The 25,103-nt window shown below is 59.5% G+C and carries 25 protein-coding genes; 15 read left to right on the top strand and 10 right to left on the bottom strand.

Features of this window, described 5'->3' with window-relative positions; translation table 11 throughout:
* Positions 1-20: 20 nt before the first annotated feature.
* A complete protein-coding gene (locus AB4Y89_RS10190) occupies positions 21-602 on the bottom strand; it encodes a DUF421 domain-containing protein (protein WP_442300818.1) in 582 nt (193 codons plus the stop codon).
* Between the two features lie 183 nt (positions 603-785).
* Between AB4Y89_RS10190 and AB4Y89_RS10185 the strand changes: the two genes are divergently transcribed.
* Positions 786-1,382 carry an outer membrane protein gene (locus tag AB4Y89_RS10185; protein ID WP_442300817.1) on the top strand — a complete coding sequence of 199 codons (597 nt, stop codon included), beginning with the start codon at positions 786-788 and terminating at the stop codon, positions 1,380-1,382.
* A gap of 188 nt (positions 1,383-1,570) precedes the next feature.
* Here AB4Y89_RS10185 and AB4Y89_RS10180 read toward each other — a convergent pair whose 3' ends face one another.
* The 3 genes from AB4Y89_RS10180 to AB4Y89_RS10170 form a co-directional block, all read right to left on the bottom strand.
* Positions 1,571-2,155: an outer membrane beta-barrel protein gene (locus AB4Y89_RS10180; protein ID WP_442300816.1), complete on the bottom strand. Its 585-nt coding sequence runs from the start codon at positions 2,153-2,155 to the stop codon at positions 1,571-1,573.
* A gap of 110 nt (positions 2,156-2,265) precedes the next feature.
* A complete protein-coding gene (locus tag AB4Y89_RS10175) occupies positions 2,266-4,194 on the bottom strand; it encodes a hypothetical protein (RefSeq protein ID WP_442300815.1) in 1,929 nt (642 codons plus the stop codon).
* Between the two features lie 95 nt (positions 4,195-4,289).
* Entirely contained in the window at positions 4,290-5,396 is a 1,107-nt protein-coding gene (locus AB4Y89_RS10170; RefSeq protein WP_442300814.1) for an energy transducer TonB, read from the bottom strand.
* Between the two features lie 385 nt (positions 5,397-5,781).
* On the opposite strand from AB4Y89_RS10170, the gene galE reads away from it, so the two are divergent.
* A complete protein-coding gene (gene galE / locus AB4Y89_RS10165; RefSeq protein ID WP_442300813.1) occupies positions 5,782-6,750 on the top strand; it encodes a UDP-glucose 4-epimerase GalE in 969 nt (322 codons plus the stop codon).
* A 190-nt stretch (positions 6,751-6,940) separates the two neighbouring features.
* On the opposite strand, the gene AB4Y89_RS10160 is transcribed toward galE, so the two are convergent.
* On the bottom strand, positions 6,941-7,345 hold the full coding sequence (locus AB4Y89_RS10160) for a hypothetical protein (protein ID WP_442300812.1): 405 nt from the start codon (positions 7,343-7,345) through the stop codon (positions 6,941-6,943).
* 97 nt (positions 7,346-7,442) lie between these two features.
* Entirely contained in the window at positions 7,443-8,357 is a 915-nt protein-coding gene (locus tag AB4Y89_RS10155) for a LysR family transcriptional regulator (RefSeq protein ID WP_442300811.1), read from the bottom strand.
* 112 nt (positions 8,358-8,469) lie between these two features.
* Between AB4Y89_RS10155 and AB4Y89_RS10150 the strand changes: the two genes are divergently transcribed.
* From AB4Y89_RS10150 to AB4Y89_RS10105, 10 genes are all read left to right on the top strand, one after another.
* Positions 8,470-9,651 carry a 2-isopropylmalate synthase gene (locus tag AB4Y89_RS10150; RefSeq protein ID WP_442300810.1) on the top strand — a complete coding sequence of 394 codons (1,182 nt, stop codon included), beginning with the start codon at positions 8,470-8,472 and terminating at the stop codon, positions 9,649-9,651.
* Between the two features lie 126 nt (positions 9,652-9,777).
* Positions 9,778-10,854 (top strand): 3-isopropylmalate dehydrogenase, encoded by a 1,077-nt coding sequence (gene leuB / locus AB4Y89_RS10145; RefSeq protein ID WP_442300809.1) that lies wholly within the window; start codon positions 9,778-9,780, stop codon positions 10,852-10,854.
* A gap of 37 nt (positions 10,855-10,891) precedes the next feature.
* The gene (gene leuC, locus AB4Y89_RS10140; protein ID WP_442300808.1) at positions 10,892-12,316 is read left to right on the top strand and encodes a 3-isopropylmalate dehydratase large subunit; all 1,425 of its coding nucleotides are present in this window, start codon (positions 10,892-10,894) and stop codon (positions 12,314-12,316) included.
* Positions 12,316-12,948: a 3-isopropylmalate dehydratase small subunit gene (leuD, locus tag AB4Y89_RS10135; protein ID WP_442300807.1), complete on the top strand. Its 633-nt coding sequence runs from the start codon at positions 12,316-12,318 to the stop codon at positions 12,946-12,948. The genes leuC and leuD overlap by 1 nt, the downstream gene beginning before the upstream one ends.
* 12 nt (positions 12,949-12,960) lie before the next feature.
* On the top strand, positions 12,961-14,661 hold the full coding sequence (gene ilvD / locus AB4Y89_RS10130; protein WP_442300806.1) for a dihydroxy-acid dehydratase: 1,701 nt from the start codon (positions 12,961-12,963) through the stop codon (positions 14,659-14,661).
* A gap of 97 nt (positions 14,662-14,758) precedes the next feature.
* On the top strand, positions 14,759-16,510 hold the full coding sequence (gene ilvB / locus AB4Y89_RS10125) for a biosynthetic-type acetolactate synthase large subunit (protein ID WP_442300805.1): 1,752 nt from the start codon (positions 14,759-14,761) through the stop codon (positions 16,508-16,510).
* A complete protein-coding gene (locus AB4Y89_RS10120) occupies positions 16,510-17,025 on the top strand; it encodes a hypothetical protein (protein WP_442300804.1) in 516 nt (171 codons plus the stop codon). Before ilvB ends, AB4Y89_RS10120 begins: the two co-directional genes overlap by 1 nt.
* Positions 17,026-17,042: 17 nt before the next feature.
* Entirely contained in the window at positions 17,043-17,660 is a 618-nt protein-coding gene (gene ilvN / locus AB4Y89_RS10115; protein ID WP_442300803.1) for an acetolactate synthase small subunit, read from the top strand.
* 80 nt (positions 17,661-17,740) lie between these two features.
* The gene (gene ilvC, locus AB4Y89_RS10110; protein ID WP_442300802.1) at positions 17,741-18,763 is read left to right on the top strand and encodes a ketol-acid reductoisomerase; all 1,023 of its coding nucleotides are present in this window, start codon (positions 17,741-17,743) and stop codon (positions 18,761-18,763) included.
* Between the two features lie 75 nt (positions 18,764-18,838).
* The gene (locus AB4Y89_RS10105; protein WP_442300801.1) at positions 18,839-19,633 is read left to right on the top strand and encodes an NIPSNAP family protein; all 795 of its coding nucleotides are present in this window, start codon (positions 18,839-18,841) and stop codon (positions 19,631-19,633) included.
* A 185-nt stretch (positions 19,634-19,818) separates the two neighbouring features.
* On the opposite strand, the gene AB4Y89_RS10100 is transcribed toward AB4Y89_RS10105, so the two are convergent.
* Genes AB4Y89_RS10100 through serS form a run of 3 tightly spaced genes read right to left on the bottom strand, consistent with a single transcriptional unit; the run spans position 19,819 to position 22,249 of the window.
* The gene (locus tag AB4Y89_RS10100) at positions 19,819-20,514 is read right to left on the bottom strand and encodes a LolA family protein (protein ID WP_442300800.1); all 696 of its coding nucleotides are present in this window, start codon (positions 20,512-20,514) and stop codon (positions 19,819-19,821) included.
* A 59-nt stretch (positions 20,515-20,573) separates the two neighbouring features.
* Positions 20,574-20,930: a hypothetical protein gene (locus AB4Y89_RS10095; protein WP_442300799.1), complete on the bottom strand. Its 357-nt coding sequence runs from the start codon at positions 20,928-20,930 to the stop codon at positions 20,574-20,576.
* Positions 20,930-22,249 (bottom strand): serine--tRNA ligase, encoded by a 1,320-nt coding sequence (serS, locus tag AB4Y89_RS10090; RefSeq protein WP_442300798.1) that lies wholly within the window; start codon positions 22,247-22,249, stop codon positions 20,930-20,932. Before serS ends, AB4Y89_RS10095 begins: the two co-directional genes overlap by 1 nt.
* Positions 22,250-22,316: 67 nt before the next feature.
* On the opposite strand from serS, the gene AB4Y89_RS10085 reads away from it, so the two are divergent.
* Positions 22,317-22,475: a hypothetical protein gene (locus AB4Y89_RS10085; protein WP_442300797.1), complete on the top strand. Its 159-nt coding sequence runs from the start codon at positions 22,317-22,319 to the stop codon at positions 22,473-22,475.
* Between the two features lies 1 nt (position 22,476).
* Here the strand turns inward: AB4Y89_RS10085 and AB4Y89_RS10080 are convergent, their stop codons facing one another.
* On the bottom strand, positions 22,477-22,968 hold the full coding sequence (locus AB4Y89_RS10080; RefSeq protein WP_442300796.1) for a hypothetical protein: 492 nt from the start codon (positions 22,966-22,968) through the stop codon (positions 22,477-22,479).
* A 148-nt stretch (positions 22,969-23,116) separates the two neighbouring features.
* On the opposite strand from AB4Y89_RS10080, the gene AB4Y89_RS10075 reads away from it, so the two are divergent.
* Together AB4Y89_RS10075 and AB4Y89_RS10070 are read left to right on the top strand one after the other, a co-directional pair.
* On the top strand, positions 23,117-24,025 hold the full coding sequence (locus AB4Y89_RS10075) for a dihydroorotate dehydrogenase (RefSeq protein ID WP_442300936.1): 909 nt from the start codon (positions 23,117-23,119) through the stop codon (positions 24,023-24,025).
* 27 nt (positions 24,026-24,052) lie between these two features.
* The gene (locus tag AB4Y89_RS10070; protein ID WP_442300795.1) at positions 24,053-24,835 is read left to right on the top strand and encodes a 3-keto-disaccharide hydrolase; all 783 of its coding nucleotides are present in this window, start codon (positions 24,053-24,055) and stop codon (positions 24,833-24,835) included.
* The last annotated feature ends 268 nt before the right edge of the window (positions 24,836-25,103 follow it).

The following is a 25,103-nucleotide window of genomic DNA, read 5'->3' as shown; positions in this document are numbered from 1 at the left end:
AATGCTCTGGCTTTTTGGGGCTACGACGATTGCCCTAGCTGTGCTCGCAGCGCCGCGACCTCTTGCCGCAGGGCTTCCAGTCCCTCCCTCATCTCCCGGGCGCTCTCCTCCATCGGAGAAGGCTTTTTCCCCTCCACATAAAATGTCCCGTTCGGCTGCAGGCTGCATATCTCTACCGCCTCAAAGGACCGGAAACCCTCTTTATGCAGGACCGCCAGCAGATCATGCTCCGTCAGATGCTCCCGTTCCATTGCCCTCTTGTCCACTCGCCCGTGGCGCACAAGAACGGTCTCGCTACCCTGTAGCGCGGAATCCAACTTCGGCGCCCTAAAAAGCGCAACGCTGATGACCCAGTTGATGGCGAGCAGCGAAAATGCCCCGATAATGCCCCCGGAGACGGAGTTATCGTCGCCGATGATAGCGTTCTGCACCGTATTCGACAGAGAAAGCAGAACCACCAGGTCGAACGGATTCAACTGCGCCAGCTCCCGTTTGCCGAAAAGACGCAGGAAACAGATCAGGCAGAGGTAGACCAGGACGGGACGCAGGATCTTCTCCAGCAGCGAGACCGTCGATGGCAGGTGGAACATATGTTCGAGCACGGCGGGGTTCTCCCAAGGTTGGAATTTCTGCCGCAGGATACCTCACCGGAGGTGATGAAGAATCGTCCAACCGGGGACGGCATCCGGACAGGTACAATTGTTTGCAGTGGGTTGCTCTTGTCTTTTTGCCGGCCAGATTCTGGCGGTGGAGTTCCGCGCGATTTTGAAGGGATTGACCGAAGCATGATGAAACGGATGTTGTTGGGTGCGCTGCTGCTGAGTGCCGGCAGCGCGATGATGGCGCAGGAGAGCCGGCAAGACATTAGCGTGAGCGCCATCGGAGTATGGCAGCCCCAGGTCAATGGAAATGGCTCCCAGCTAAATGCCAGCATGACCATGGGCGGTCTGGTCAGCTACCGCTACCTGGTAACCCCGCGCAGCGGTCTGGAAGTGAACTACTCCTTCTCGGAGTACACGGACTACTTCCGCACCAGCTTCACCCGGCCCGCGGTTCACGTCCGCCAGCAGGAGATCACAGGCGCCTACGTTTACTCCCGCAACTACGGCAACTACAACCCGTTTGTTGAGGTAGGCGTCGGCGGCTACATTATGAGCCCAATCCGCGACTTCGGCACCACCAGCCTGGATACGAAGCAGAACACGAACATCGGCGCGCTCTTCGGTGCCGGTGTTGCCTATGAGCTCAGCCCGAGCTGGGATTTGCGTGTCGCGTACCGCGCTTTCGTGCTGAAGGCGCCGAACTTCGGTCTCGACTCCGTAGCAACCCGCCGCTATACCGTCATCTCGACTCCGGCGGTCGGCTTCGCCTACCACTTCTAAACTGCCACAGCGGCAGTAAAGCATTTTTCCTGAAGGTGCAAAGTAGAGCTTCCGCATCGATGGGCGTTTTCCGCAATGAAAACGCCGCTGCACTCCACTATCGGGGTGCCCAGCAACAGGAAAAATGCTCTAAAAAGCCCCGGTCTGGACAATCCAGACCGGGGCTTTTCAGTTTCTTCTATCGGGGCCTAGCGTTTCGTCGGATAGCGGCTGTCGGAACCAAAGTGGTAAGCGACACCAAAGGAGACAACCTGCGGAGTAATGCCGTGGGGCGGATAGCTAGGCCAGTTCTGATATTCGTAATCGAACACGCGAACATTGATGCGGCGATTCGCGCGGATATCTAAACCACCGCCGGCAGCCCAGATATTGTAGGCCAGATTCGCAACCTCAACATTATTCCCGAGTTTGTCCGTAAAGTTGTAGACCCCGCGTCCGTACATGCCTTTGATGTACGGACGGAACAAGCCGTCTTTGAACGGCCGGCTGTATCGAGGCCCGATCTCATACGTCTTCTCGTATTCCTTGCCGGGGTTGTCCTGATTGACCTTATGGAACTCACCTTCGATTCCCAGGTGATGCCTGAAGTCGAGATCGAAATAGAGGTGGAACCCCTTGAATTTATCCGCGGTAGAGTCGGATTTGGCGATCGAATAACCGCCGCCGGCCTGAAGATCAGCTCTTCGACTCGCCGTGTAAACCGACTGTGCGTGTACCGCGGGCAGCGCGACAGCGAGTGAGAGCAACGCGAGAGACTTTCTGATTACCTGCAAGAATCCAACCTTCCCTGACCCGAACTGCCAGCAATGAGGGTCAACTAACACAACCTTTTATCTCTATCAGCATAAGACGGGGGCACGAAGGCCCCCGTCTTACGTGGAAATTACTGGTTCTGGGGAGGAGTGGAGGTACCAGAAGCCGGTGCTCCATTTTGTGGAGCAGGAGCGGTTTGAGGAGCGTTTCCGGGATTTCCATCCACGGGGGCCGGCGTTGCCTGCTGCTGTACCGGTGCTGCAGTACCTGCTGCAGGCGCCGCGGCGCCGGTTGCCGGAGCACCTGCTGCCGGAGCAGCGGTTGGCGCTACGGGGGCCGTATAGTAGCTGAGCCTCAGATAGACCGGCGTCACTTCGAACGGCATCTTGTCACGCGGATTCAGAATCGGCTCCTGAGCCGCATGCAGAGTGATGACCTGGTCGGTCCAGGGGTCGAACTTCAGGAAGCTGCTCAGCGGCATGGCGGCCATCTGCTTCAGATCCTTCACGTCCAGCTTCGTTCCCTTTGCCTGCAGCGCGGCCAGCCAGAAGGTCGGATCCTTGTCCTTGTCGTTCTTGATCAGTGAGTCGCCAATCATCGCCTTGTTCAGATCAGGAAGAGCCTTCACACGCGCGGACAGCTGCTGCAGATATAGCCCGAAGTAGGTTGAGGCATCCTGCAGCTCCTTGGCGTTCAACAGCTCGACCGTCTTCTTGGCGGCCTCTTCGTTGTCCTTATCCGTGTGATGCATCGGGATATGGGTAAACGCCGAGGTGTCCGGGAAGAGCAGGCGATCGCTGAAGGCGTACTTGGTGTCCAGGCGATGCCCGAGGATCACGTGTGCAACCTCGAAGGCCAGGATGGCATTCAGGTTGCCCGCCTGCTGCGCACCGTCAGCCGTAATGACAGCCGTGGTATCGATCACGCTCTTGCTCAGCAGCACGGTGTTTCCAACGGCCAGCGATTCCAGCGGCTCCGTCAGCAGCGTACGCACCCGGATGGGGCGCGACAGCGGAATCTGGTTATAGGCCAGAATGTTGTTGGCAAGAGCCGCGAGAGTCTTATCAAACTCACTGGGCGCGGCCAGCAGACCGGCCTTGGTCAGACGGTCGATGACATTGTCTTCCGCCTGCTGTACCCACTCACGCTGCGCACCGAGCGGGCTGACATCCTGAGCATCGTTGGAGACATCCGTCGCGCCCTGCACCTCAACTGAGGTGTTCTCGACTTCCTTCTCAGGAACCTTGAGCGCGTAACCCCAGATATGCCCAACCGCCTTGAACTTGACGATGTTGCCAGGAACCTTCGGATTGCTCTCCTCTACGTAGAACGAGTTCGGCAACCAGATATCCGGCTGCACATTGGTGCGCCAGCTATCGAAGTGGTAGTACTCGCTATGCGTCGCCTGGCTGCCGTTGAAGCTGCCGTTGAAGCGAACGATGTTACCTCCGCGGCGCTCGATCCAGATGCGACCGAAGAAGCGGCCATAGCTTCCTTTCGCGGGCTGCACGTCGAACACCGTGGTCGCGACGGAACCCAGGAAGTCATTGCGGACGAAGTAGAAGTTGTAGTGCTGGCGATCGAAGTCCTTGGAGTCAATCAACAGCATCTGCATGAAGCCGGCTTCGTTGAACTCCAGGTTCAACGCCTTGCCCAGGCCGGTAATAAAGCTGAGCGAGTTCTTGAAAAACCCAAACTTGCCGCCGGTGCTGGTCTTGGAGGTCTCGTAGGTTCTATCGCCGATGACCTTGCTGAACTCGACACGCCCCAGGAAGTGCTGGTCGGATTCGGGCACCTGCAGCAGATCCTGATCGGGCTTCATGGTCTGGATATAGACCTCGGTCAGCGGAGCCCGCTCTTTAAGAACCTTGATCACCTCAGCCTCGCGCGCGATGGCGCGGTCAATCAACTGATTCTGTGCTGGCGTTGGCTTGGTGTATCCGGTGTCGTCTGGCTGCTTTTTCTTGCCCGGCAGAATTTTAATTGCGTGCGCGGGTGCCGCCAGCACCACGATCGAGGCGAGGGCGAGACCTGCCATGCAAGCTTTACGAAAAATCATATCTTCCTGACTCCTAGGCGGGGGAAAAGCCGCTTTCTTTCAATAATGACTTCAACTACAACCATTCAAAAATGAACACCAAGAAACTGAAAGCCCTACAACATCTGAAAGCCTACGTTCACAACGCCTGACCAGTCCACTGGCTGGCCGTTCTGCATTGCCGGCGAGAACTTCATCGTCTGAACGACACGGACCGCCGCCTCATCCAGACCATGTCCCAAACCACTGCTGACTCCCAGCACCTGCACTGCTCCGGAGGCAGTCACACGGACCTTTACGTAGACGGTTCCTTCCAAATGCAGCTTACGCGCCTCGTCGGTATACTCCGGCTTCGGCTTGTACAGCACCTTCGGCGGAGTCGCACCGGATACAGCAGTTGGCGCTACCGGCTTGGGCATCGGCGGCGGCGCCGCCTGCCCCAGATTTACAGGTCCGGCAACCCGTCCGGTGGAATTCAACGGACCAGTTCCACCGGCAACACCCAGCTTTACACCCTGCACCGGCTGCGCCGCATTGTCCCGGCCGCCAAGCGTTCCGTTCGGAGACCCCGAACCAAGATTCACCTTGGTCGACGGCGGTCCCATACCGCTTCCCGGAGGCATACCGGCCATACCGCGCTGTCCAAGGTTCACCGGGCTGGTGGCTGGTCCCGTCATGGGAGCGATCGGATTATTTGTCTGTCCGAGGGCGACGGCCGACGGATGGGTCGAATTATTCACCACGCTGGCAGCCTGGGCCTGACCGAGGTTTACTTTCACTGGAGCTGGAGGCGGCTGAACCAGCTTGGGAGGCGCCGGCTGAAGCACGACAGGCTTCGGCGTCTCCATCTTGACCTGAGGCGGCTTTGGTATGTCGGGCAGCTTGGTCTCAGGAATCTTGATCTTTGGCGGCGTAGGAGGAATGACCGGTGGCTTAGGAAGGGGTTTGGGCCTTGGGAGCTCCGGCTTCGGCTCGGGTTTGGGTGGCGGCGTCGAAGGAGCCGTCAGCATGGTGACCTTATGAGCCTCTGAGACCTTCTTTGCGGCCGCAGTGAGAATGAGGGCAACCACCAACAAGGTCACGTTAATGACGAGTGCAGAAAACAGAGAGCCCCGGCCCTGCTTCCCGGTATGCATGACTCCGAAGTGCGAAAAGGCAATGTCGTTCTGTTGCGCGGTCATTACGCGCTGGCCGGTGTATCCGGTTTGTGTCTGTCTCGCCATCGTTATTCCATCCTCAAAAATGCGCTTTCCTCGTCCTCACACTGACGCATTCTTGCGGCAACGGTCGCAGGAGCAGGAACCGATTTACCAAGGGCAGGCTCAAAGCAAGAATGTAGCAGCAAAGGCTCTAACATACAGATCGGCTCGGCCGTGCTACAGCGAAGGTACAACTCGGGGAATATCGCCTCGAGCCGGGGGGTATACCCCTATCTTCCTGAATCGCATCGGCGAAAGCAATGAAAAAAGTCATGAATCAGTCGACCGCGGGATCGAACCTCCAACCCATTAAATTTGCTCCGCAAGGGCGTTTCCACCACCAGGTCTGTCCTAATTCTGAGTGGGAGTCGCTGATACATTGGTTGCAGGTAGAGGGAAATTGGTTTCGATGAATTTTTTGGTGACCGGCGGAGCCGGGTATATCGGTGGGACTGTCTCCCGTATCTTGTTGCAACAGGGAGCAAAAGTCACCATTTATGACAATCTCTGTCACGCAAAAGCAAGTGCTCTTCCCGCACAAGCCGCCTTTATTCAGGGGGATCTGCTTGATCGCCAGCTGATCGAGAAGACGCTCCAGGAAGGCAAGTTCGATGCCGTTCTTCACTTCGCCGCCCTTATCGAAGCCGGCGAGAGCATGAAGAAGCCGGAACTATATTTCCGTAACAATACCGGCGGCACCCTCAGCCTGCTGGAGGCAATGTTAGCCACCGGACACAACAAACTCGTCTTCAGCTCCACCGCCGCCTGCTATGGAGAGCCGGAGTCGACGCCGATCTTTGAGACGGCCAAACTGCAACCGACCAATGCCTATGGCGAGTCGAAGCTGCTCTCAGAGACCATGATGCGCTGGATGAGTGAGATTCATGGTCTGCGCTATGCCGCGTTGCGCTACTTCAACGTCGCAGGGGCGATCGAGGGATATGGCGAAGCCCACGAGCCAGAGTCGCACCTGATTCCATTGATTCTGGACGTTGCCCTCGGCCGTCGCCAGTCGATCAAGATCTACGGACAGGACTATTCCACTGCGGACGGTACCTGCGTCCGCGACTATATTCATGTCCAGGATCTGGCCGAAGCGCACATCCTGGCGCTCAAGGCGCTCGAACAGCCCGGCCACCACATCTTCAACCTCGGAAGCGGACAGGGATTTACCGTGCGCCAGGTGATTGAATCGGCACGCCGCGTCACCGGTCAGCCGATTGCCGTGATCGAGGAACCGCGCCGCCCAGGAGATCCCGCGGTTCTGGTCGCCAGTTCGGACAAGATTAAGAGTGAGCTCGGTTGGAAACCGAACTTTCCAGAGCTGGACCAGATCGTCGCCTCCGCCTGGGAATGGCATCAGAAGCGATACGCGTAAATTTCGACGATCCCAAAAGACCTCGAGGGCCAGGAAGCGTTTGCTGCCTGGCCCTCAGTCTTTCATGATGAGGAAGATTTAGAGCGTTTTCCCCCGTTGCTGGGTATCCCGAAAGAGCATACAGCGGCATTTTCATTGCGGAAAACGCCCATAGATGGGGAAGCCCTACACTACACCACGAGGAAAGGCTCTATTGCTGAGGCGGTGGGCCGGGGCGTCCGCCGCCGCGCATCTGCGACTGCATCTCTTCATAGGTCTTCTTTTGGTCGTCGGTCAGAATGCCTTTGACCTTGTCGGAGTAATCCTTCTGGATCTCCATCATCTTCGGGCGCATGGTCTCCATGTCGCCGCCGCTCGAACGCAGATCCATCATCTTCTTGTCGCGTTCGGCCATAAAGTCCTTGACCTTAGCTGTCTGGTCCTCGGACAGGTTCAGCCGGGTTTTCATCATCTCGAGCTGGCGGGCACTACGCTGCTCGGGAGTCATCTGGCCCATACCGCCGCCCATTCCCTGCGCGTGTGCGCTGAGCGTGGCTGGACCCACAGTACAGGCAGCCAGAATCGCCGCCCGCATCACAATTTGTTTCAGGTTCATGGAAGTTACCCCTTTGACCTGCATCGGCCGTCCCTGCCAGAGGACGTGCCCACACTGGAAACGTTTGAGACCTGCAAATTGTCTCGACCTGGGGCGATTAATTTCCAGCCCGCGAGACCCGCTCCGCCTGGAAGTAGTACGGATCACCCTGCTGCACCGCATACTCCTCCGCAATCTTCAAAAACGCACGTGCGGTATGGGACAGAGCGGTTTGCTTGCGATACACCACGCGAAGCTTGCGCTCGAAGTTCAGCTCGCGGGCCTTTACCTCCACCAGTGAGCCCATTCGCAGCTCAGAAGCGACAGTCAACTTTGGAGATAAGGCCACACCGTTGCCCATCGCCACGAATCGCTTGATCGCGTCCAGAGACGGAAGCTCAACCCAGATTGGGAGCTTGGTCCGGTGCTGGGCAAACGCCTGAAAGACTCGTTGCCGCTGCGGCGAGGCAATATTGTGTGCGACAAAACGCTCGCGGCCAAGCTCCTTCACGGACGCCATACCTTCTTTTGCCAGCGAATGATTGGGGCTGACCACGCAGACCAGCTCGTCACGGAAGATCACCACGGAACGGAGTTGAGGGTCGGAGGGCTGAAAACTCAAGACTCCAAGTTCGACCGAATTGGCCAGCACGTCGTCGCCGATACGGCTGGCAAGCGACCGCTGTACCTCCACCTTTACATTCGGATGGCGCCGGGTGTACTCGTGGATGAGCGGAAGCAGGCAGAGACAGGTGTACTCATTCGCCGCCAGCAGCAAACGGCCGCGATGCAGTGAACGAAGCTCCTTCAATGCCGAACCCGCCTCGTCGCGGAGATTGACGAGCTTGACGGCGTACTCGCGCAGCACCTCGCCGGCGTCAGTCAGTGAGCCGGTCTGGCGCTCAAAGAGCGATTCGCCCAGCTCCGCCTCCAGTTTGCCGATCACCTGGCTTACCGCCGGCTGGGTGCGGTGAAGGCGCAGTGCGGCACGAGAGAAGCTTTTCTCCTCGGCAACGGCGAGGAAGGTTTCCATCTGAAAGAGGTCCACGGCGGCTCGCTTATTAGGGTATTAGAAGTACTAATCGACCAGACTCGCTCGATAAGTGGGGTTTATCATAACCGGAAGCAGAGGTGTAAGGCCAAGTATGTCGACCAACGATCGCGTTCTCTTTTTCGATACCACGCTGCGGGACGGCGAACAGTCGCCGGGATGCACGATGCACCACGACGAGAAGCTTCGGTTCGCACATCAGCTAGCTCTGCTGGGTGTGGACATCATTGAAGCCGGTTTCCCTATCGCCTCCGACGGTGACTTCCAGTCCGTGCACTCGATCGCGCGCGAAGTTGGCCGCGACGGCAAGAGTCCCCGTATCGCCGGTCTGGCCCGCTGCAAACGCGACGACATCGAGGCGGTAGCTCGTGCCGTTGCCCCGGCGGCGCGGAATAGAATTCATACCTTTCTTGCTTCTTCCGATCTGCACCTGGAAGTGAAACTTCGCATCAGCCGCCAGCAGGCTCTGGACCAAGTGGGTGAGATGGTGGCTCTGGCCAAATCGCACTGCGAGGACGTGGAGTTCTCCGCCGAAGACGCCACCCGCTCTGACATCGACTACCTGTGCAAGATGGTGGAGATTGCTATCCAGGCCGGCGCAACCACCATCAATCTTCCAGACACGGTCGGTTATTCGACACCGTCTGAGTATCAGACGATGTTTGAGACGGTTCGCGCACGCGTGCCCAGCAGCTCACAGGTGATCTTCTCCACGCACTGCCACGATGATCTGGGGCTGGCGACAATTAACACGATCAGCGGCATCCTCGGTGGCGCGCGTCAGATCGAAGTCTCCATGCACGGCATCGGCGAGCGCGCCGGCAATGCCGCACTGGAGGAGGTCGCGGCCATTCTATCGATCCGCAAAGATCAGTACCCCTTCACCAGCAGCCTCGATCTGAAGCAGATTGGCGCCACCAGCAAGGCCCTGGACCAGATCATCAGCTTCACGCCCTCGCCCAACAAGGCGATCGTTGGTAAGAATGCCTTTGCGCACGCCAGCGGCATTCATCAGCACGGTGTGCTGGCCAATCCGCTGACGTACGAGATTATGACGCCGGCTTCGTTTGGCGTTGTGGCGAACACCATTGTGCTGGGCAAGCACAGCGGCCGCCGTGGCCTGGAGCAGAAGCTGAAGGAGCTGGGCTATAACTTCAACCGCGAGCAGATTGACGAGATCTATCACCGCTTCACGGCGCTGGCGGACCGCAAGAAATCGATCTACGACCAGGACATCGTCGCGCTGCTCGAAGCGGAGTCCGCTCCGGCGGTATAACCCTGTGTTTGCCGTCATTCCGTAACGGAGCGGCAAAAACCGCTTCCATGAATCTTGAACCGCCGGGTGCCTCGCCCTCGCAACGTCAGGGTGGGTCCGGAGACTACGAAAGTGTCAAAGGAACGAATGAACCTCAAGATTGCAGTCCTGGCCGGCGACGGTATCGGCCCTGAAGTTACAAACGAAGCACTGAACGTGCTGAACGCTGTGGCGAAGCATGGCGGCCACACCTTTAACTATGAAGATCTGCGCATCGGGGGCGTGGCCATCGATGCGGACGGCTCTCCGCTGCCGGAAGCGACGCTTGCGGCAACACTCAAGTGCGATGCAGCCCTGCTGGGCGCCGTAGGCCATAACAAGTTCAACAACTATCCGCCGAGCCAGCGCCCCGAGGCGGGCCTGCTGAAGATCCGCGCGGAGCTGGGTGGCTATGCCAACCTTCGCCCCTCTGTTGCTTACAAGCCACTAGCCGACAACTCTCCGCTGCGTGCTGAGGTGACGGAAGGGACTGACATCCTCTTCGTCCGCGAGCTGCTTGGCGGTCTCTACTTCGGCGAGCCGCGCTGGTGGGATAAGGACAAGAAGCTGGCGCACAACACCATGGTCTACAGCGAGGCCGAGGTAGCCCGCGTCGCGAAGATCGCATTTGAGCTGGCGCAGAAGCGCCGCAAGAAGGTGACCTCCGTCGATAAGGCCAATGTTCTCGAGGTCTCGCAGCTCTGGCGCGCCGTGGTTAGCGAGGTCGCGAAGAACTATCCCGATGTCACCCTGGAGCACCAGCTTGTCGATTCGATGGCGATGCACCTGATGAACACGCCGCGCAGCTTCGACGTAGTGCTCACCGAGAACCTGTTCGGCGACATCCTCTCCGATGAGTGCGGTGTGATCACCGGCTCGCTGGGCATGCTGCCCTCCGCGACGCTCGGCGGTAAGGTCAATCTGTACGAGCCGGTTCACGGATCTGCGCCTGATATTGCCGGCAAGGGTATCGCCAATCCTCTGGGCGCGATTCTGACCGCCGCGATGGTGCTGCGTCACTCCGCCGGGTTGGAGAAGGAAGCCGCTGCCGTCGAGGCCGCGGTACAGGAAGTTCTTACAGCAGGCTACCGCACCGCTGATATTGCACGCGGCGATCATGCCGGGCAGAAGAAGGTATCGACCGGCGAGATGAGCAAGGCCGTACTCGACGCCATCAAACTTTAGTCATCCCGCAGGGATCTGTTTTATCGAGGAACTCGCAATGCCGCAAACGATGTTTGAGAAAGTCTGGAACAACCACCTCGTCGCCTCACCGGAAGGTGAGCCACCGCTGATCTATATCGATCTGCAGCTCGTGCACGAGGTCACCTCACCGCAGGCCTTCGACGGTCTGCGCCTGGCGGGACGTAAGCTGCGCCGTCCTGACCGTCATATCGCCACGGTCGATCACAACGTTCCAACGACCTCGGCGGAGGACCGTCTGCATATCCTCGACCAGACCTCGGCCGCACAGGTCAACGCGCTGCGTAAGAACTGCAAGGACTTCGGCATCGAGTTCTTCGATGTGCAGGATGCCTCGCAGGGCATCGTGCACATGATCGGGCCGGAGCTGGGCGCGACCAAGCCGGGCATGACCATCGTCTGCGGCGACTCGCACACCTCGACCCACGGCGCTTTTGGCGCTCTGGCGTTCGGTATCGGCACCTCTGAGGTGGAGCACGTGATGGCCACGCAGACACTGTCGCAGTCAAAGCCGAAGACCTTCCGTATTACCGTCGATGGCACGCTTCCCTACGGCGTGACGGCGAAGGACATCATCCTTCACATCATCGGCCTGATCGGTACTGACGGTGCGACCGGCTATGCGGTCGAGTACGCAGGTTCGGCCATTCGTGCTCTCTCGATGGAAGGCCGCATGACCATCTGCAACATGAGCATCGAAGCCGGTGCACGTGCCGGCATGATCGCTCCTGACGAGACGACCTTTGCTTACCTGATGGGCCGTCGCTTCTCGCCCACTGGCAAGGCGTGGGATGAGGCTGTGGCCCACTGGAAGTCGCTGCCCACAGACGAAGGCGCGGTCTTCGATCGCGAGCTGCACATCGACGCCGCCCAAATTACACCGACGGTAAGCTGGGGCACCTCACCCGGCATGGTGACCAGCATTGAGGGCAAGGTTCCTTCTCCGGACGATGCGACCAACGAGATCGACCGCAAGGGCTACGAGCGGGCACTGGAATACATGGGCCTGAAGGCCGGCACGCCGATCGAGCAGATCAACATCGACCGTGTCTTCCTGGGCTCCTGCACTAACGGACGCATTGAAGACCTGCGCGCCGCCGCTCAGATCGTAAAGGGCCGTCACGTTGCTGCTACCGTCTCCGCGATGGTGGTTCCGGGCTCGCAGGCTGTGAAGAGGCAGGCTGAGGAAGAAGGTCTGGACAAGATCTTCAAGGATGCGGGCTTTGAGTGGCGTGAACCGGGTTGCTCCATGTGCCTGGGCATGAACCCTGACATTCTGTCGCCGGGCGAGCGCTGCGCCTCGACCTCGAACCGCAACTTCGAAGGCCGTCAGGGCCGTGGCGGACGCACGCACCTGGTTTCGCCGCAGATGGCGGCCGCGGCGGCGATCGCCGGCCACTTCACCGATGTGCGCAACTGGCCGAACAACGGAGGCAAGAACTAATGCAGCCCTTTACCAGGATCACTTCGATTGCCGTACCTCTTGACCGCGCGAACGTCGATACCGACCAGATCATTCCCAAGCAGTTCCTCAAGCGCATTGAGCGCACCGGCTACGGTGAGTTTCTGTTCTTCGACTGGCGGTACGAACTTGACGTGCCCGACTCTGTCATGCCGAACCCCGAGTTCGTGATGAATGCCCCGCAGTACAAAGGTGCGGAGATTCTGCTGGCCGGCAAGAACTTCGGCTGCGGCAGCTCACGCGAGCACGCCGCCTGGGCGCTAAGCGACTATGGCTTCCGCGCCGTGATTGCGCCGACCTTTGCCGACATCTTCTTCTCGAACGCAGGCAAGAACGGCATCGTTCTCGCGCGCCTTACGGACGACGAGGTCAACACGCTGATGCAGCGCGCACAAACGCCCGGTTATCAGGTCACCGTCGATCTCGAAGCACAGACAGTTACCGATGCACAGGGATTCAAGGCTCGCTTCGAGATCGATCCCTTCCGCAAGGAATGTCTGTTGAACGGACTGGACGATATCGGCCTGACGCTGCGCCACGGCGAAGCACTGGACAAGTTTGAAGCGAAACACGACAACGAATTCTGGTCTGCACCCAAGACCGCAACCGCGTAAAGAAGGAAGATTGTGAGCGAGAAACTCAGCCCAGCAAAGAAGAATTCCGTCGTTCTGACTGAAGGCCCCAACCGTGCCGCTGCCCGTTCCTACCTGCGCGGCGTGGGCTTCAGTAAAGAGGATCTGCACAAGCCCATCATCGGTATCGCCAATACCTGGACCGAGATCGGCCCCTGCAACTTCCACCTTCGCCAGGTAGCCGAGGCCGTAAAACAGGGCATCCGTGAGGCCGGCGGCACACCGATGGAGTTCAACACCGTCACCATCTCGGACGGCATCACCATGGGCACCGAGGGCATGAAGGCCTCGCTCATCTCGCGTGAGGTCATCGCCGACTCTATCGAACTCGTAGCCCGCGGTAACAGCTTTGACGGCCTGGTCTGTATCGCCGGCTGCGATAAGAACATGCCCGCGGCCATCATGGCGCTGGCGCGTCTCGATATCCCCGGCATGATGCTCTACGGCGGATCGATCATGCCCGGCAAGCTACCGCAGGCAGACGGTTCCACCAAAGAAATCACCATCCTTAGCGTCTTTGAGGCGATCGGCTCGCACGCAGCCGGCAAGATCAGTGACGACCAGCTTGAGGCTGTTGAAGCGGCTGCCTGTCCCGGCCCCGGCGCCTGCGGTGGACAGTTCACCGCGAACACCATGGCCATGGCCGGTGAGTTCCTCGGCATCTCGCCCATTCAGTTAACCGGAGTGCCGGCTATGTCGGCGGAGAAGGCTCACGCCTCCCGCGAGGCCGGCAAGCTGATGATGAAGCTGGCCGAAGCAGGCATCAAGCCTTCGCAGATCCTCACCAAGCAGTCCATTGAGGATTCAATCGCTGCCGTCGCCGCTTCGGGCGGCTCGACCAATGCGGTGCTCCACCTGATCGCGATCGCACATGAGCTGAAGATCCCGATCACGATGGAAGACTTCGACCGTATCAGCGAGCGCACGCCGCACATCTGCGATATGTCCCCGGGCGGCAAGTATGCTGCGAAGGACTACCAGGAAGCCGGCGGTTCGCGTGTGCTGGCCAAGCGTCTGCTCGACGCCGGCCTGATCAAGGGCGACACCATCACCGTTACCGGCAAGACGCTCGCCGAAGAGTCGCAGGAAGCTGTCGAGACTCCAGGCCAGCCTGTGATCTATCCGGTCGACAAGCCGCTGAAGAAGACCGGTGGTCTCGTGATCCTGAAGGGCAACCTCGCGCCCGAGGGCTGCGTCATCAAGGTGGCCGGCCACGAGCGCATCTATCACCAGGGCCCGGCACGCGTCTTCAACTCGGAAGATCTCTGCTTCGCCGCGGTTGAGGCGGGACAGATCAAACCGAACGATGTCTGCGTCATTCGCTATGAAGGACCGAAGGGCGGTCCGGGCATGCGCGAGATGCTGGCCGTCACCGCCGCCATCAAGGGCATTCCGGAGCTCTCCGAGACCGTTGCCCTGCTGACCGATGGACGCTTCTCCGGTGCGACTCGCGGCCTGATGGCCGGCCACGTCGCTCCTGAGGCGCAGCTCGGCGGACCGATCGCTGCAGTTCGTGAAGGAGATCTGATCACCTTCGATATTCCGAACCGCAAGCTTACGCTCGAGATCAGTGACGAAGAGATGGCGGCCCGGTTGAAGGAGTTCAAGGCTCCGGAGGCTCGGTACAAGCGCGGTGTCTTTGCCAAGTACGCCAACTCCGTCTCCAGCGCGAGCGTTGGAGCAGTAACCAGCTAAGTGCTTCTTCTCGGCTGCCTCTGTCCGGGGCAGCCGAGCTATACCTTGCAACCGTTGTTTCAACCGTCTGAATGCATTACCGCTGTAAGGAGGAAATATGACCGACACCATCGATGCCATCCGTAACACCACGCTCACCGGCTCCGAAATTCTTTGGGCCACCCTGGTAGGCGAGGGTGTATCTACGGTATTCGGCTATCCTGGCGGCGCCATCCTCCCCATCTATGACGCTCTACGCAAGTTCCCCATTCACCATGTGCTGGTTCGCCACGAACAGGGCGCCTCGCACATGGCAGACGGCTATGCCCGCGCCTCCGGCAAGGTTGGCGTCTGCATGGCCACCTCCGGCCCCGGCGCCACCAATCTTGTGACCGGTCTCGCAACCGCGATGCTCGATTCGATTCCGATGGTCGCCATCACCGGTCAGGTCTCCTCGAAGGTACTGGGCTCCGATGCCTTCCAGGAAGTTGATATCACCGGCATCACGCTGCCAGTCACCAAACACAACTTCCTGGTGACGCGCGCTGAAGATATCGCTCCCATGGTTCGCCTTGCCTTCCAGATTGCACAGGACGGACGCCCCGGACCGGTGCTGGTCGACATCACCAAGGACGCGCAGCAGGCCTCCTGCATCTTCAACTTCGAAGACGCTGCGCCGCCGCCCGCGCGACCGCACCCGATGCTTCGCGCCGAGTCCGGTGCCATACTGCAGGCCATCGAACTCATCAAAAACGCGAAGAAGCCCGTCATCCTTGCCGGCCATGGCATCAACCAGTCTGGTGCAGAGGCCGAGGTGATCGCCTTTGCGGAGCGCATGCATATCCCTGTGGCCAGCACGCTGCTGGGCCTGGGCAGCTTCCCTGCCTCACATCCGCTATCGCTGGGCATGATGGGCATGCACGGTGAGTCGTGGGTAAACAATGCCATCCAGGAAGCCGATCTCCTTCTGGCCTTCGGTATGCGCTTCGACGACCGCGTCACCGGCAATCTCGCCAGCTACGCGCAAAATGCGAAGAAGATTCACATCGAGATCGATCCGTCGGAGATCAACAAGAACGTCAAGGTAGACGTTGCGCTTATCGGCGATCTGCGTGAGGTTCTGCTGACCCTGCTGCCCATGCTGCCCGCATCCAGCGATGCGGCATGGCTGAAGCAGATCAACGCCAGCAAGGGCGAGGCTGCGGTCCGCGATATCGTCAACCTGCCCGACAACGGACACCTCTATGCCGCGCACGTCATTCATGACATCTGGCGCGAAGCTGTAGCCGCGGGCCGCGAGACCGAGACCATCATCGTCACCGACGTAGGTCAGCACCAGATGTGGGAGGCGCAGTACTTCCGCCATAACGCTCCCCGCACCCTGGTCACCAGCGGCGGACTGGGCACGATGGGCTTCGCGTTGCCTGCCGCCATCGGCGCCAAGATGGCAGCCCCCGAGAAGGATGTATGGGTGATCGCCGGTGACGGCGGTTTCCAGATGACGGCCGCAGAGCTCTCCACCATCGTGCAGGAAAAGCTGCACATCAATATCGCGGTCATCAATAACGGGTTTCTCGGCATGGTGCGTCAGTGGCAGGAGGCCTTCTACGACAAGAACTATTCCTGCTCACCGATCCTGTCGCCGGACTTCGTGAAACTGGCCGATGCGCATGGCATTCCCGCGGCGCACATCACGCAGCGCAAGGAAGTCACGCCGATCGTCACCAAAGCGCGTACCGGCTCCACTCCGTTCCTGATCAACTTCTCGGTTGAGAAGGAAGACGGCGTGTACCCGATGATCGCCCCCGGAAGCGCTCTGCATGAGATGGTGCGCCGTCCGAACCCGCTGATCGAAACGGCGGAGGACTAATGACAAGGACGCCGATCTGTTCTCTCGCCGTTCTGTTGGCCGTTGGATTGGCCGGATGTAATTCGGCACCGAAAACCGCGCCGGCTCCTTCGGAGCCGGCCAAACCCGCCGTCACTTACCCGGCACGCCCCACTGTTCCTACCCCATCGTTCACGCTGTTTCACTTCGATAACGACACGGCAACGCTGGTCGTAAAGGAAGATGCAACGGATGACGAGATCGAATCGCTGGTCTGGCAAGTCCGTGACGCCGCGCGCTCCAATACGCTGCCGGCTCTAAAGATCAAGCCCCCAAAGGGCAATGACTTCCGTGCGCATATCTATCGCGGTAAGAAGTGTGCCGCAGAAAAGTATGCTCCGGGGGAACCGCCCTGTGGCGGCAGCTACCACGCGGCTGGTGACTACACACTCTCCAAGCTTCCATCCAAGCTATGGGACCGTGGCGTTCTGCATGCCTCCGGCGACAAAGAGATCGAACTCTGGGACACCGACGCGCCCTACACCGCAACGAAATAGCCAGGAAAGAAGATCAGATGCTGCATACCTTTATTGCACTTGTTGACGACAAGCCGGGCGCGTTGACGCGCGTGGCTTCCCTCTTTCGCCGCCTTTCGGTGAATATCGTCTCGCTCACCGTGGGTGAGAGCGAGCGCGACGGAGTCTCGCGCATGACCATCGTGTGCGAGGGCGCGGAGAACGCGGCTCACCGCATCCGGGCTTCCCTCTATAAGCTCGAGGTCACACGCGACGTGGATGAGGTCTCACGCGCCGAAGCCGTGATTCGCGAACTATGCCTTATCAAGGTTGGCGCCGGTCCCAACTCACCGCATGGAGTCCACTCGCGCACCCAGATCTTCGAACTGGCGCAGGTCTTTCGCGCCCGTGTCGTCGATCTGGCACCGGAGTCCATCATGCTGGAGATGACCGGCTCCGCTTCGAAGATCGAGGGTCTGCTGCAGGTACTGCGTGAGTCAAACTATGACGTATTGGAGGTCTCACGCACCGGCCGCATGGCCATGCGCCGCGGCCAGCACACCACCAAGGTGCTGAAGGCCCTGGGCACCAAAACGGCCGCGGATCAGCCGGTCGCCTATCCGGTCCGCCCGGAAGAAGACGACCTCCCCAACCAGTTTGAGGAAGACGAAACATAGAGCGTTTTCCCTATTGCCCTCCGGGACGATCCGGGGCCGGTTCCACTAGAATTTCTACGTAACCACGAAAAGGAAGAAGAATGGCAAAGGCATACCACGACCACGACGCAGACCTCTCTCTTATCCAGGCGAAGAAAGTCGCCATCATCGGCTACGGCTCGCAGGGCCACGCCCATGCGCTGAACCTGAAGGACTCGGGCGTGGACGTCAAGGTCGGCCTCCGTCCCGGTTCGCCGAACGAGGCCAAGGCGAAGAACGCCGGCCTGGAAGTGCTCCCGGTAGCCGAGGCTGCCAAGTGGGCTGATGTGATCATGCTGCTGGTTCCCGACCAGACGGCTGCCAAGGTCTACAAGGAGGTTGAGCCGGGCCTCACCGCCGGCAAGACCCTGATGTTCGCGCACGGCTTCAACATCCGCTTCCGCACCATCAATCCTCCCGCCGACGTGGACGTCTCGCTGGTTGCCCCCAAAGGCCCAGGCCACCGTGTTCGCGAGGTTTTCACCGAGGGCGGTGGTGTTCCCGGCCTGGTCGCCGTGGAGCAGGATGCCACTGGCAACGCGCTGAAGCTGGCCCTGAGCTATGCCAAGGGCATCGGCTGCACCCGTGGCGGCGTGCTTGAGACCACCTTCACCGAAGAGACCGAGACCGACCTCTTCGGCGAGCAGGCGGTTCTCTGCGGCGGTACTGCTGCCCTGGTCAAGGCGGGCTTTGAGGTTCTGACCGAGGCCGGCTACCAGCCCGAGCTAGCCTACTTCGAGGTGCTGCACGAGCTCAAGCTCATCGTCGACCTGATGTACCGCGGCGGCCTTGAGTACATGCGCTACTCCATCTCTGACACCGCCGAGTGGGGCGACTATGTTGCCGGACCACGCATCGTAACCCCGGCCGTGAAGGATGCGATGAAGGGCCTGCTGAAGGACATTCAGGACGGAACCTTCGCCAAGAAGTTCATCGAAGAGAACGAGACTGGCCGTAAAGGCTTCGAGCGCATCCGCAAGGAAGAAGCTGCTCATCCGGTTGAGAAGGTCGGCAAGGATCTGCGCAAGTCCATGCCCTTCCTCGATCCGGTCGAGGTCAAGGACGGAAACGTCATCAAGGCGTAACCAGCCACAAGGCCCCGGTCAAGACCGGGGCCTTCGTGTTTGTATAGGATGTCTTTCGAAGGAGAGATTTCCATCATGAAGAGGCGGCAATTCATCCGCTCTATGGCTGCAGGCGCGGCCACAGCGATCACCCTAAAATCCAGCGAGGCAGAGATGCAGGAGAAACCGTCCGCACAGCCGCAGGAGTTCTATGAGCTCCGCAAGTACACACTCCGCAACGGTGCAGGGCCAAAACTGACAGAAAACTTCTTCGCGCAGGCGATGATTCCCGCACTCAACCGCATGGGTATCTCGCCCGTCGGCGCCTTCAAAGTCGATATCGGACCAGAGACACCCACCTATTACTTGCTGCTGCCGTCTAACTCCGCCGAGACATTGCTTACCGTCGACCAGCGCCTCACGAAGGATGCTGAGTTTCTCAAGGCGGCCGCGGGCTTCTGGGATGCGCCTGCAGCGACGCCAGCATTTATCCGCGCAGAAAGCTCCATCTTCTCCGCCTTTACCGGCTGGCCGAAGCTCACAGCGCCGAAGCCCGGCAAACGCATCTTCCAGCTCCGTACGTATGAAAGCCCCGGCTATGCAGCCCATCTGAAGAAGATCGAGATGTTCAACAACGGAGAGATCGAGATCTTCGTCCGTTCCGGCCTGTCTCCGGTCTTCTTTGGCAGTGCTCTGACTGGCCCGTTACTACCGAATCTCACCTACATGCTCACCTTCCCGGATCTGCCGACACTCTCTGCCAACTGGTCGAAGTTTGCTTCCGATCCGGCATGGAAGGATCTGTCGCATCGGCCGGGAAATACGGATGCAGAGATCGTGAGCAACATCACGAATCTCTATCTGAGCCCGTTGGCTTGTTCGCAGATTTAGGGACTCGAACGTTTTTGTTTTGCCATCCGTAGGGATCCGCTTTTCTGCCTCTTCCTCGCGGAGACATCCGGGTTAGAAAAGCAGATTTCTCCGCTACGCTACGAAAGACAAAAAAAGTGACGTCCCTCAACAAACGAAAACCCCGGCATAGTGCCGGGGTTTTTCTTATCCGTCCCTCAGTGAGACTAAGGACGTTTCACGGTAGTCTTGCTCGTCGTCTTGATCTCGAAGGCCTTGGTATCGACCTTCCCGTTCAGCTTGATATTCGTGTAGAAGTTGATGCGCTGGTCGCCCGAAGGCGTAAAGAACTGCTGCTTCAGTGAAACGCCGCGTGCCGGATCCACCCAGATGACGGCGTGCGTGAAGGTGTTCTTGACGCTTTCCTGCTTCGGCACCAAGTCCAGCTTCGCTGTCTGGACACCATCGATCGTCTCCGTACCTTGCGAAGTAATTGCCCACTGCTTCTCCAGCGCCGTTCCTGAGCCGCCAAAGCCCAGGGTCAGAAAGCTCTCTACCTGCGCCTGATTTTTGCTGGTATCGATGAGCGTAAGACTGTCAATGTTCGGTTCATACATCTTCAGCAGACCTGCCGAATATACAACCACCTTCTTCGCAGGCTTCTGAATTACCGCGCCCATCTCTGTCGCGTTGCCCTTCTTCTGGAAGAAGATGATGCCGGTCTGCGTCGTGGTCTCGCGTACTACGCGCTCATAGTTATCCCAGCGGAGATCGGCTGTCGCGGACTGGAACTTCGCCGCGGCGGAGTCCATCTGCTGCACGATCTTCTGCACGTCGGCGTTCTGAGCTGATGCTGGTTTTGCAGAGAAGGCGGCCAGAGTAAGAGCGGCCGCGGCAGTGAACTTAACGAATGCAAAGCGCATAGGCTTTCAACAAATCCTCAGAATGATTGGATGCATACAACCAGGAAAGGTCATCGCCGTTATGGGCGATGGACCCAGACCTTGTACTGGGTCACCTTGCCATGAGCGTCCTTCACAACCTCATACCTATCCATCGTCACCGGACCGGAGTATTGGACAACTGCATACAACAGGTCACCGGCCAGGTCACCCGTGTCATGACGGATGTCCTGTGGCCGAAGCGTGTAGACATACCCCGCGCCGTCCTCCTGCACCAGTGTCTGCGGCGGCGCCAGCGGGTTGTCCTGCGGACGGTCCTTGAAGTCAATGTAGTGCGGCGAGATGAACAGGAACAGCAGAATGAGCGAGACCATGATGTCGTAGTGCAGGCTGCCCCGCTCATAGGTCCAGAAGATGTAGTTGCGAAGAAGCCGCATCAGCGTACCTGCTTTCCGATGACGGTTTCGCCATTCATGTAAGGCACCAGCGCCGGAGGCACGCGCACGGTGCCGTCAGCCTGCTGGTAGTTTTCGAGGATCGCCAGATACGTCCGGCCCACAGCCAGACCGCTGCCGTTCAGCGTGTGCAGCAGCTCGCTCTTCTTCGCGCCCGCAGGGCGGTAGCGAATGCCGGCACGCCGCGCCTGGAAGTCGCTGCAGTTGGAGCAGGAGCTGATCTCGCGGTAGGTTTGCTGTCCCGGCAGCCAAACCTCAAGGTCGTAGGTTTTCGAGGAGCTGAAACCCATATCGCCCGTGCACAGCAGCATCCGCCGGTACGGCAGTCCCAGTCTTTCCAGCACCGTCTCAGCATTACGGGTCAGCTTCTCGTGCTCTTCGGGTGAGGTCTCCGGAGTGGTGAACTTGATCAGCTCCACCTTCTGAAACTGGTGCTGACGGATCATGCCGCGCACATCGCGGCCGTGCGATCCAGCCTCGGCGCGGAAGCACGGTGTATGAGCGGTATAGCTGATCGGTAACTGCGCCGCATCCAGCGTTTCACCGGCATAAAGGTTCGTAATCGGAACCTCCGAGGTCGGAATCAGCCAGTGATCGCCGTCCTTCAGCTCGCCTTCATAAGGACCGCTGTCGTCGCAGTGGAAGAGATCTTCGGCGAACTTCGGCAGCTGCCCGGTGCCGAACAAGGTGCGCGAGTTCACCATGAACGGAGGCAGCACCTCCATGTAGCCATGCTCGCGGGTGTGGAGGTCCAGCATGAAAGCCGCCAGGGCGCGCTCCAGGCGGGCTCCCTGGCCGAAGTGCACGACCATGCGCGCGCCGGAGATCTTGGCGGCACGCTCAAAGTCAACGATGCCCAGGGCCTCGGCGATCTCCCAATGCGGCTTCGGCTCGAAGTCGAAGCTGGCTTTCTCACCCCAGGTTTTGATCAGGAGATTGCCGTGCTCGTCGGCGCCCTCCGGCACGTCATCCTGAGGCAGGTTGGGAATGGCCTGCAGGGTCTTCAGCAAGGCCGCATCCAGTTCCGCAGCGCGGCCTTCCAGCCCCTCAATCTTTTCTTTTAAGGACTTCGTCCGCTCCATTACCGCCGCGGCATCGCCGCCGGCACGCTTGATGGTGGCCACTTCAGCCGAGAGCCGGTTACGCTCCGCCTTCAGGTTTTCCACCTCGGTGATGGCTGCACGACGCTCCGCGTCCAGCGTGGCGAAATCGCCCAGCGCCGCCTCGGGGTCCATGCCGCGCAGGCGCAGTTTTGCCTTAACCACGTCCAGGTTCGCCCGGACAAATCCCAGATCCAACATAGTTGTCTCTATTCTATCGTTCGGCCCGCCCAGCTGCGCTATGCTGGCTGCGGAGATGCAGTTCCCGATGCTCCGCCCCTCTTCCCTGGCAACCGTCGCCCTTTTCGCCGCCACCGCCGTTTCTGCCCAGCAGCCCATGCCCCCGGACTACCGCGGGCCGCAGACTCTCATCCACGGAATCTACGTCACCCCCATCCCGAATGTGCCCTTCTCGGCCAATCAGTGATCTACTTCGCCATCTTTGTCTTCACCGCCTGATCCAGCGGAATCTCTTTTCCTGCACCGTCGACATAGTGAATATCGAAGGGAGCGTCGGAGAAATCGAAGAGCGTCACTGCCGTCACGGCTGTGAACTGATGAATTCCCTTGGATGACATCACCAGGTAGTCACCCGCTTTTAACGTCAGTGGCTTCATATCCTTCATCCGCATCTCACCCTTGCCGGTTCCGCTCACAATGACCAACCGCTCGTTGGGCGTATGCCAGTGCCATGGGATAACGCATCCGGCGGCAGCCTTCAGCAGGATGGTGGAGTTCCCTTTCGACGGGTCTCCCTCCTGAACGGCGATCTGCACGCACGCCGGCAGAGCCGGATGATGCGTCACTGTTGTGCCAACCGCGGGTTTGAAGATCATTGGCGCCGGGGACTGTGCAGCCGCAAAAGAAGCGATAGAGAGAAAACAGGCAAACAGGGAAACACTACGACGATCAGAACGCATGCGACCCTCCTGAGGATATGTGCCCCACGATACATGGCAATTCGCGGTTTCCCTATGAAATTACCCCCCAGACCGTGAAACACCCGTCAGCGATACCATTGGCGCCCATGGGCGATAACATAGAGAAAGAGTGATCAAGTCGCCCGACATGCGCGTTACTATCGCCGGCGTGGAGCTTCGTTCTCCTGTCATCGCCGCCAGCGGAACCTTCGGCTACGGTGTCGAATTTGAAGACATCCTCTCGCTCGACAAGATTGGCGCCTTCGTTACCAAGGGGCTCTCGGCTGAACCCATGGCGGGCAATCCCTCGCCTCGCATTATCGAAACCGCCAGCGGCATGATGAATGCCATCGGCCTGCAGAACGTCGGTGTCCGCGCCTTTATCGATGAAAAGCTTCCGAAGATTCGCCAGATCCGCGGAGCTGTCTGCATCGCGAATGTCTTCGGCTACACCGTCGAAGACTGCATTGAGGTCGTCCGTGCTCTCGATCAAACCGACGGCATCGCCATGTACGAGCTGAACGCCTCCTGCCCGAACACCTCGCACGGCGGCATGGTCTTCGGCACCGACGGCATGATGCTCTACGACTTGGTGGCGCGCATCCGTAGAGAGACGCAGCGGCCCATCATGGTGAAGCTCTCTCCCAATGTCACCAACATCGGGCAGATGGCCCGCGTTGCACAGGATGCCGGCGCGGACGCCGTCTCACTGGTCAATACCTTCCTGGCGCTGTCCATTGATATCGAGACTCGCAAGCCGCGCATCGCCAACACCACGGGCGGACTCTCGGGCCCGGCGATCAAACCCATCGCCGTGCGCATGGTCCGCGAGACATCGCGCGCCGTGGCGATCCCAGTCGTAGGTCTCGGCGGCATTGTCTGTACTGAAGATGCCGTTGAGTTCATGCTGGCAGGTGCGGCGGCGGTGCAGGTGGGCACAGCAAGCTATGCCGATCCGCGTGCGGTGGAGGTCATTGCCACCGGCGTGAGGTCCTGGTGCCGCTCGCACGACGTGGAGCGGGTGCGCGACCTTACCGGAGCCATGCTTTCCGCATGAGGCCACTCTGACGTATGCTGACACGGCATGCGCCGCTTACTGCTTCCCGTCGCCCTAAGTTTCGCCGCAACTGCCGTCTTCGCTCAAGAGACGGCCAAGCCTAAGCCGGAAGACACCGAGGTCTGGTCACCGGTGCCGCCAGTTGTCACGCCTGCGGGCGCTGTCACGACGCCGCCTCCGTCGGACGCGATCGTGCTCTTCGATGGCAAAAACCTCGACCAGTGGGTCCAGGTCAGTGACAAGTCTCCCGCAAAGTGGACCGTCAACGGCGGCATCCTTACAGTCAATAAGGAGAAGGGCGTCGGCAACATCGAGACGAAGAAGGCCTTCCGCAACTACCAGCTCCACGTCGAGTGGCGTGTTCCTGCCACCATCGCGGGTGAAGGCCAGGGCCGCGGTAACAGCGGTGTCTTCCTTGCTTCCACTGGCGTCGGCGATGCCGGCTACGAGTTGCAGGTGCTGGACTCCTTCCAGAACAAGACCTACGTCAACGGCATGGCCGGCAGCCTCTACAAGCAGGCGATCCCGCTTGCCAATCCAGGCCTGAAGCCTGGCGAGTGGCAGAGCTATGACGTTATCTGGACCGCACCGACTTTCAACGCAGATGGATCGTTGAAGACCCCGGCCTACGCCACCGTGCTCTTCAACGGTGTGTTGGTGGAGAACCACTTCCAGCTCAAGGGGGAGACCCTGTACATCGGCCCGCCAGTCTATAAGGCTTACGATCGCGCGCCGATCAAGCTGCAGGCCCACGGCGACAAGAGCGAGCCGCTCAGCTTCCGCAATATCTGGGTCCGCGAGCTGCCGTAAGCCCTCAAACAACAGCGGGTCCTTCGCGTTCGCTCAGGATGACAACCGATATATTTTGCGGTCTGTCATCCTGAGCACAGCGAAGGACCCGCTTCACCTTTGCGGGACACCTGCCCATCCCGTAGCATTTTTCCTGTTACTGGGTCTCCCGAAAGAAACATGCAGCGGCGTTTTCATTGCGGAAAACGCCCATAGATGTACATGCCTGCACTACACACCTACAGCGAAAATGCTTTAGTCCCCCTACTCCCCTAAAATAGAAGGCGGA

This window comes from Terriglobus sp. 2YAB30_2 (genome assembly GCF_052114765.1).
In the GTDB taxonomy this organism is placed as follows: domain Bacteria; phylum Acidobacteriota; class Terriglobia; order Terriglobales; family Acidobacteriaceae; genus Terriglobus.
Note: the sequence above shows the minus strand (reverse complement) of the source record. Positions and strands in the feature narration are given on the sequence as shown.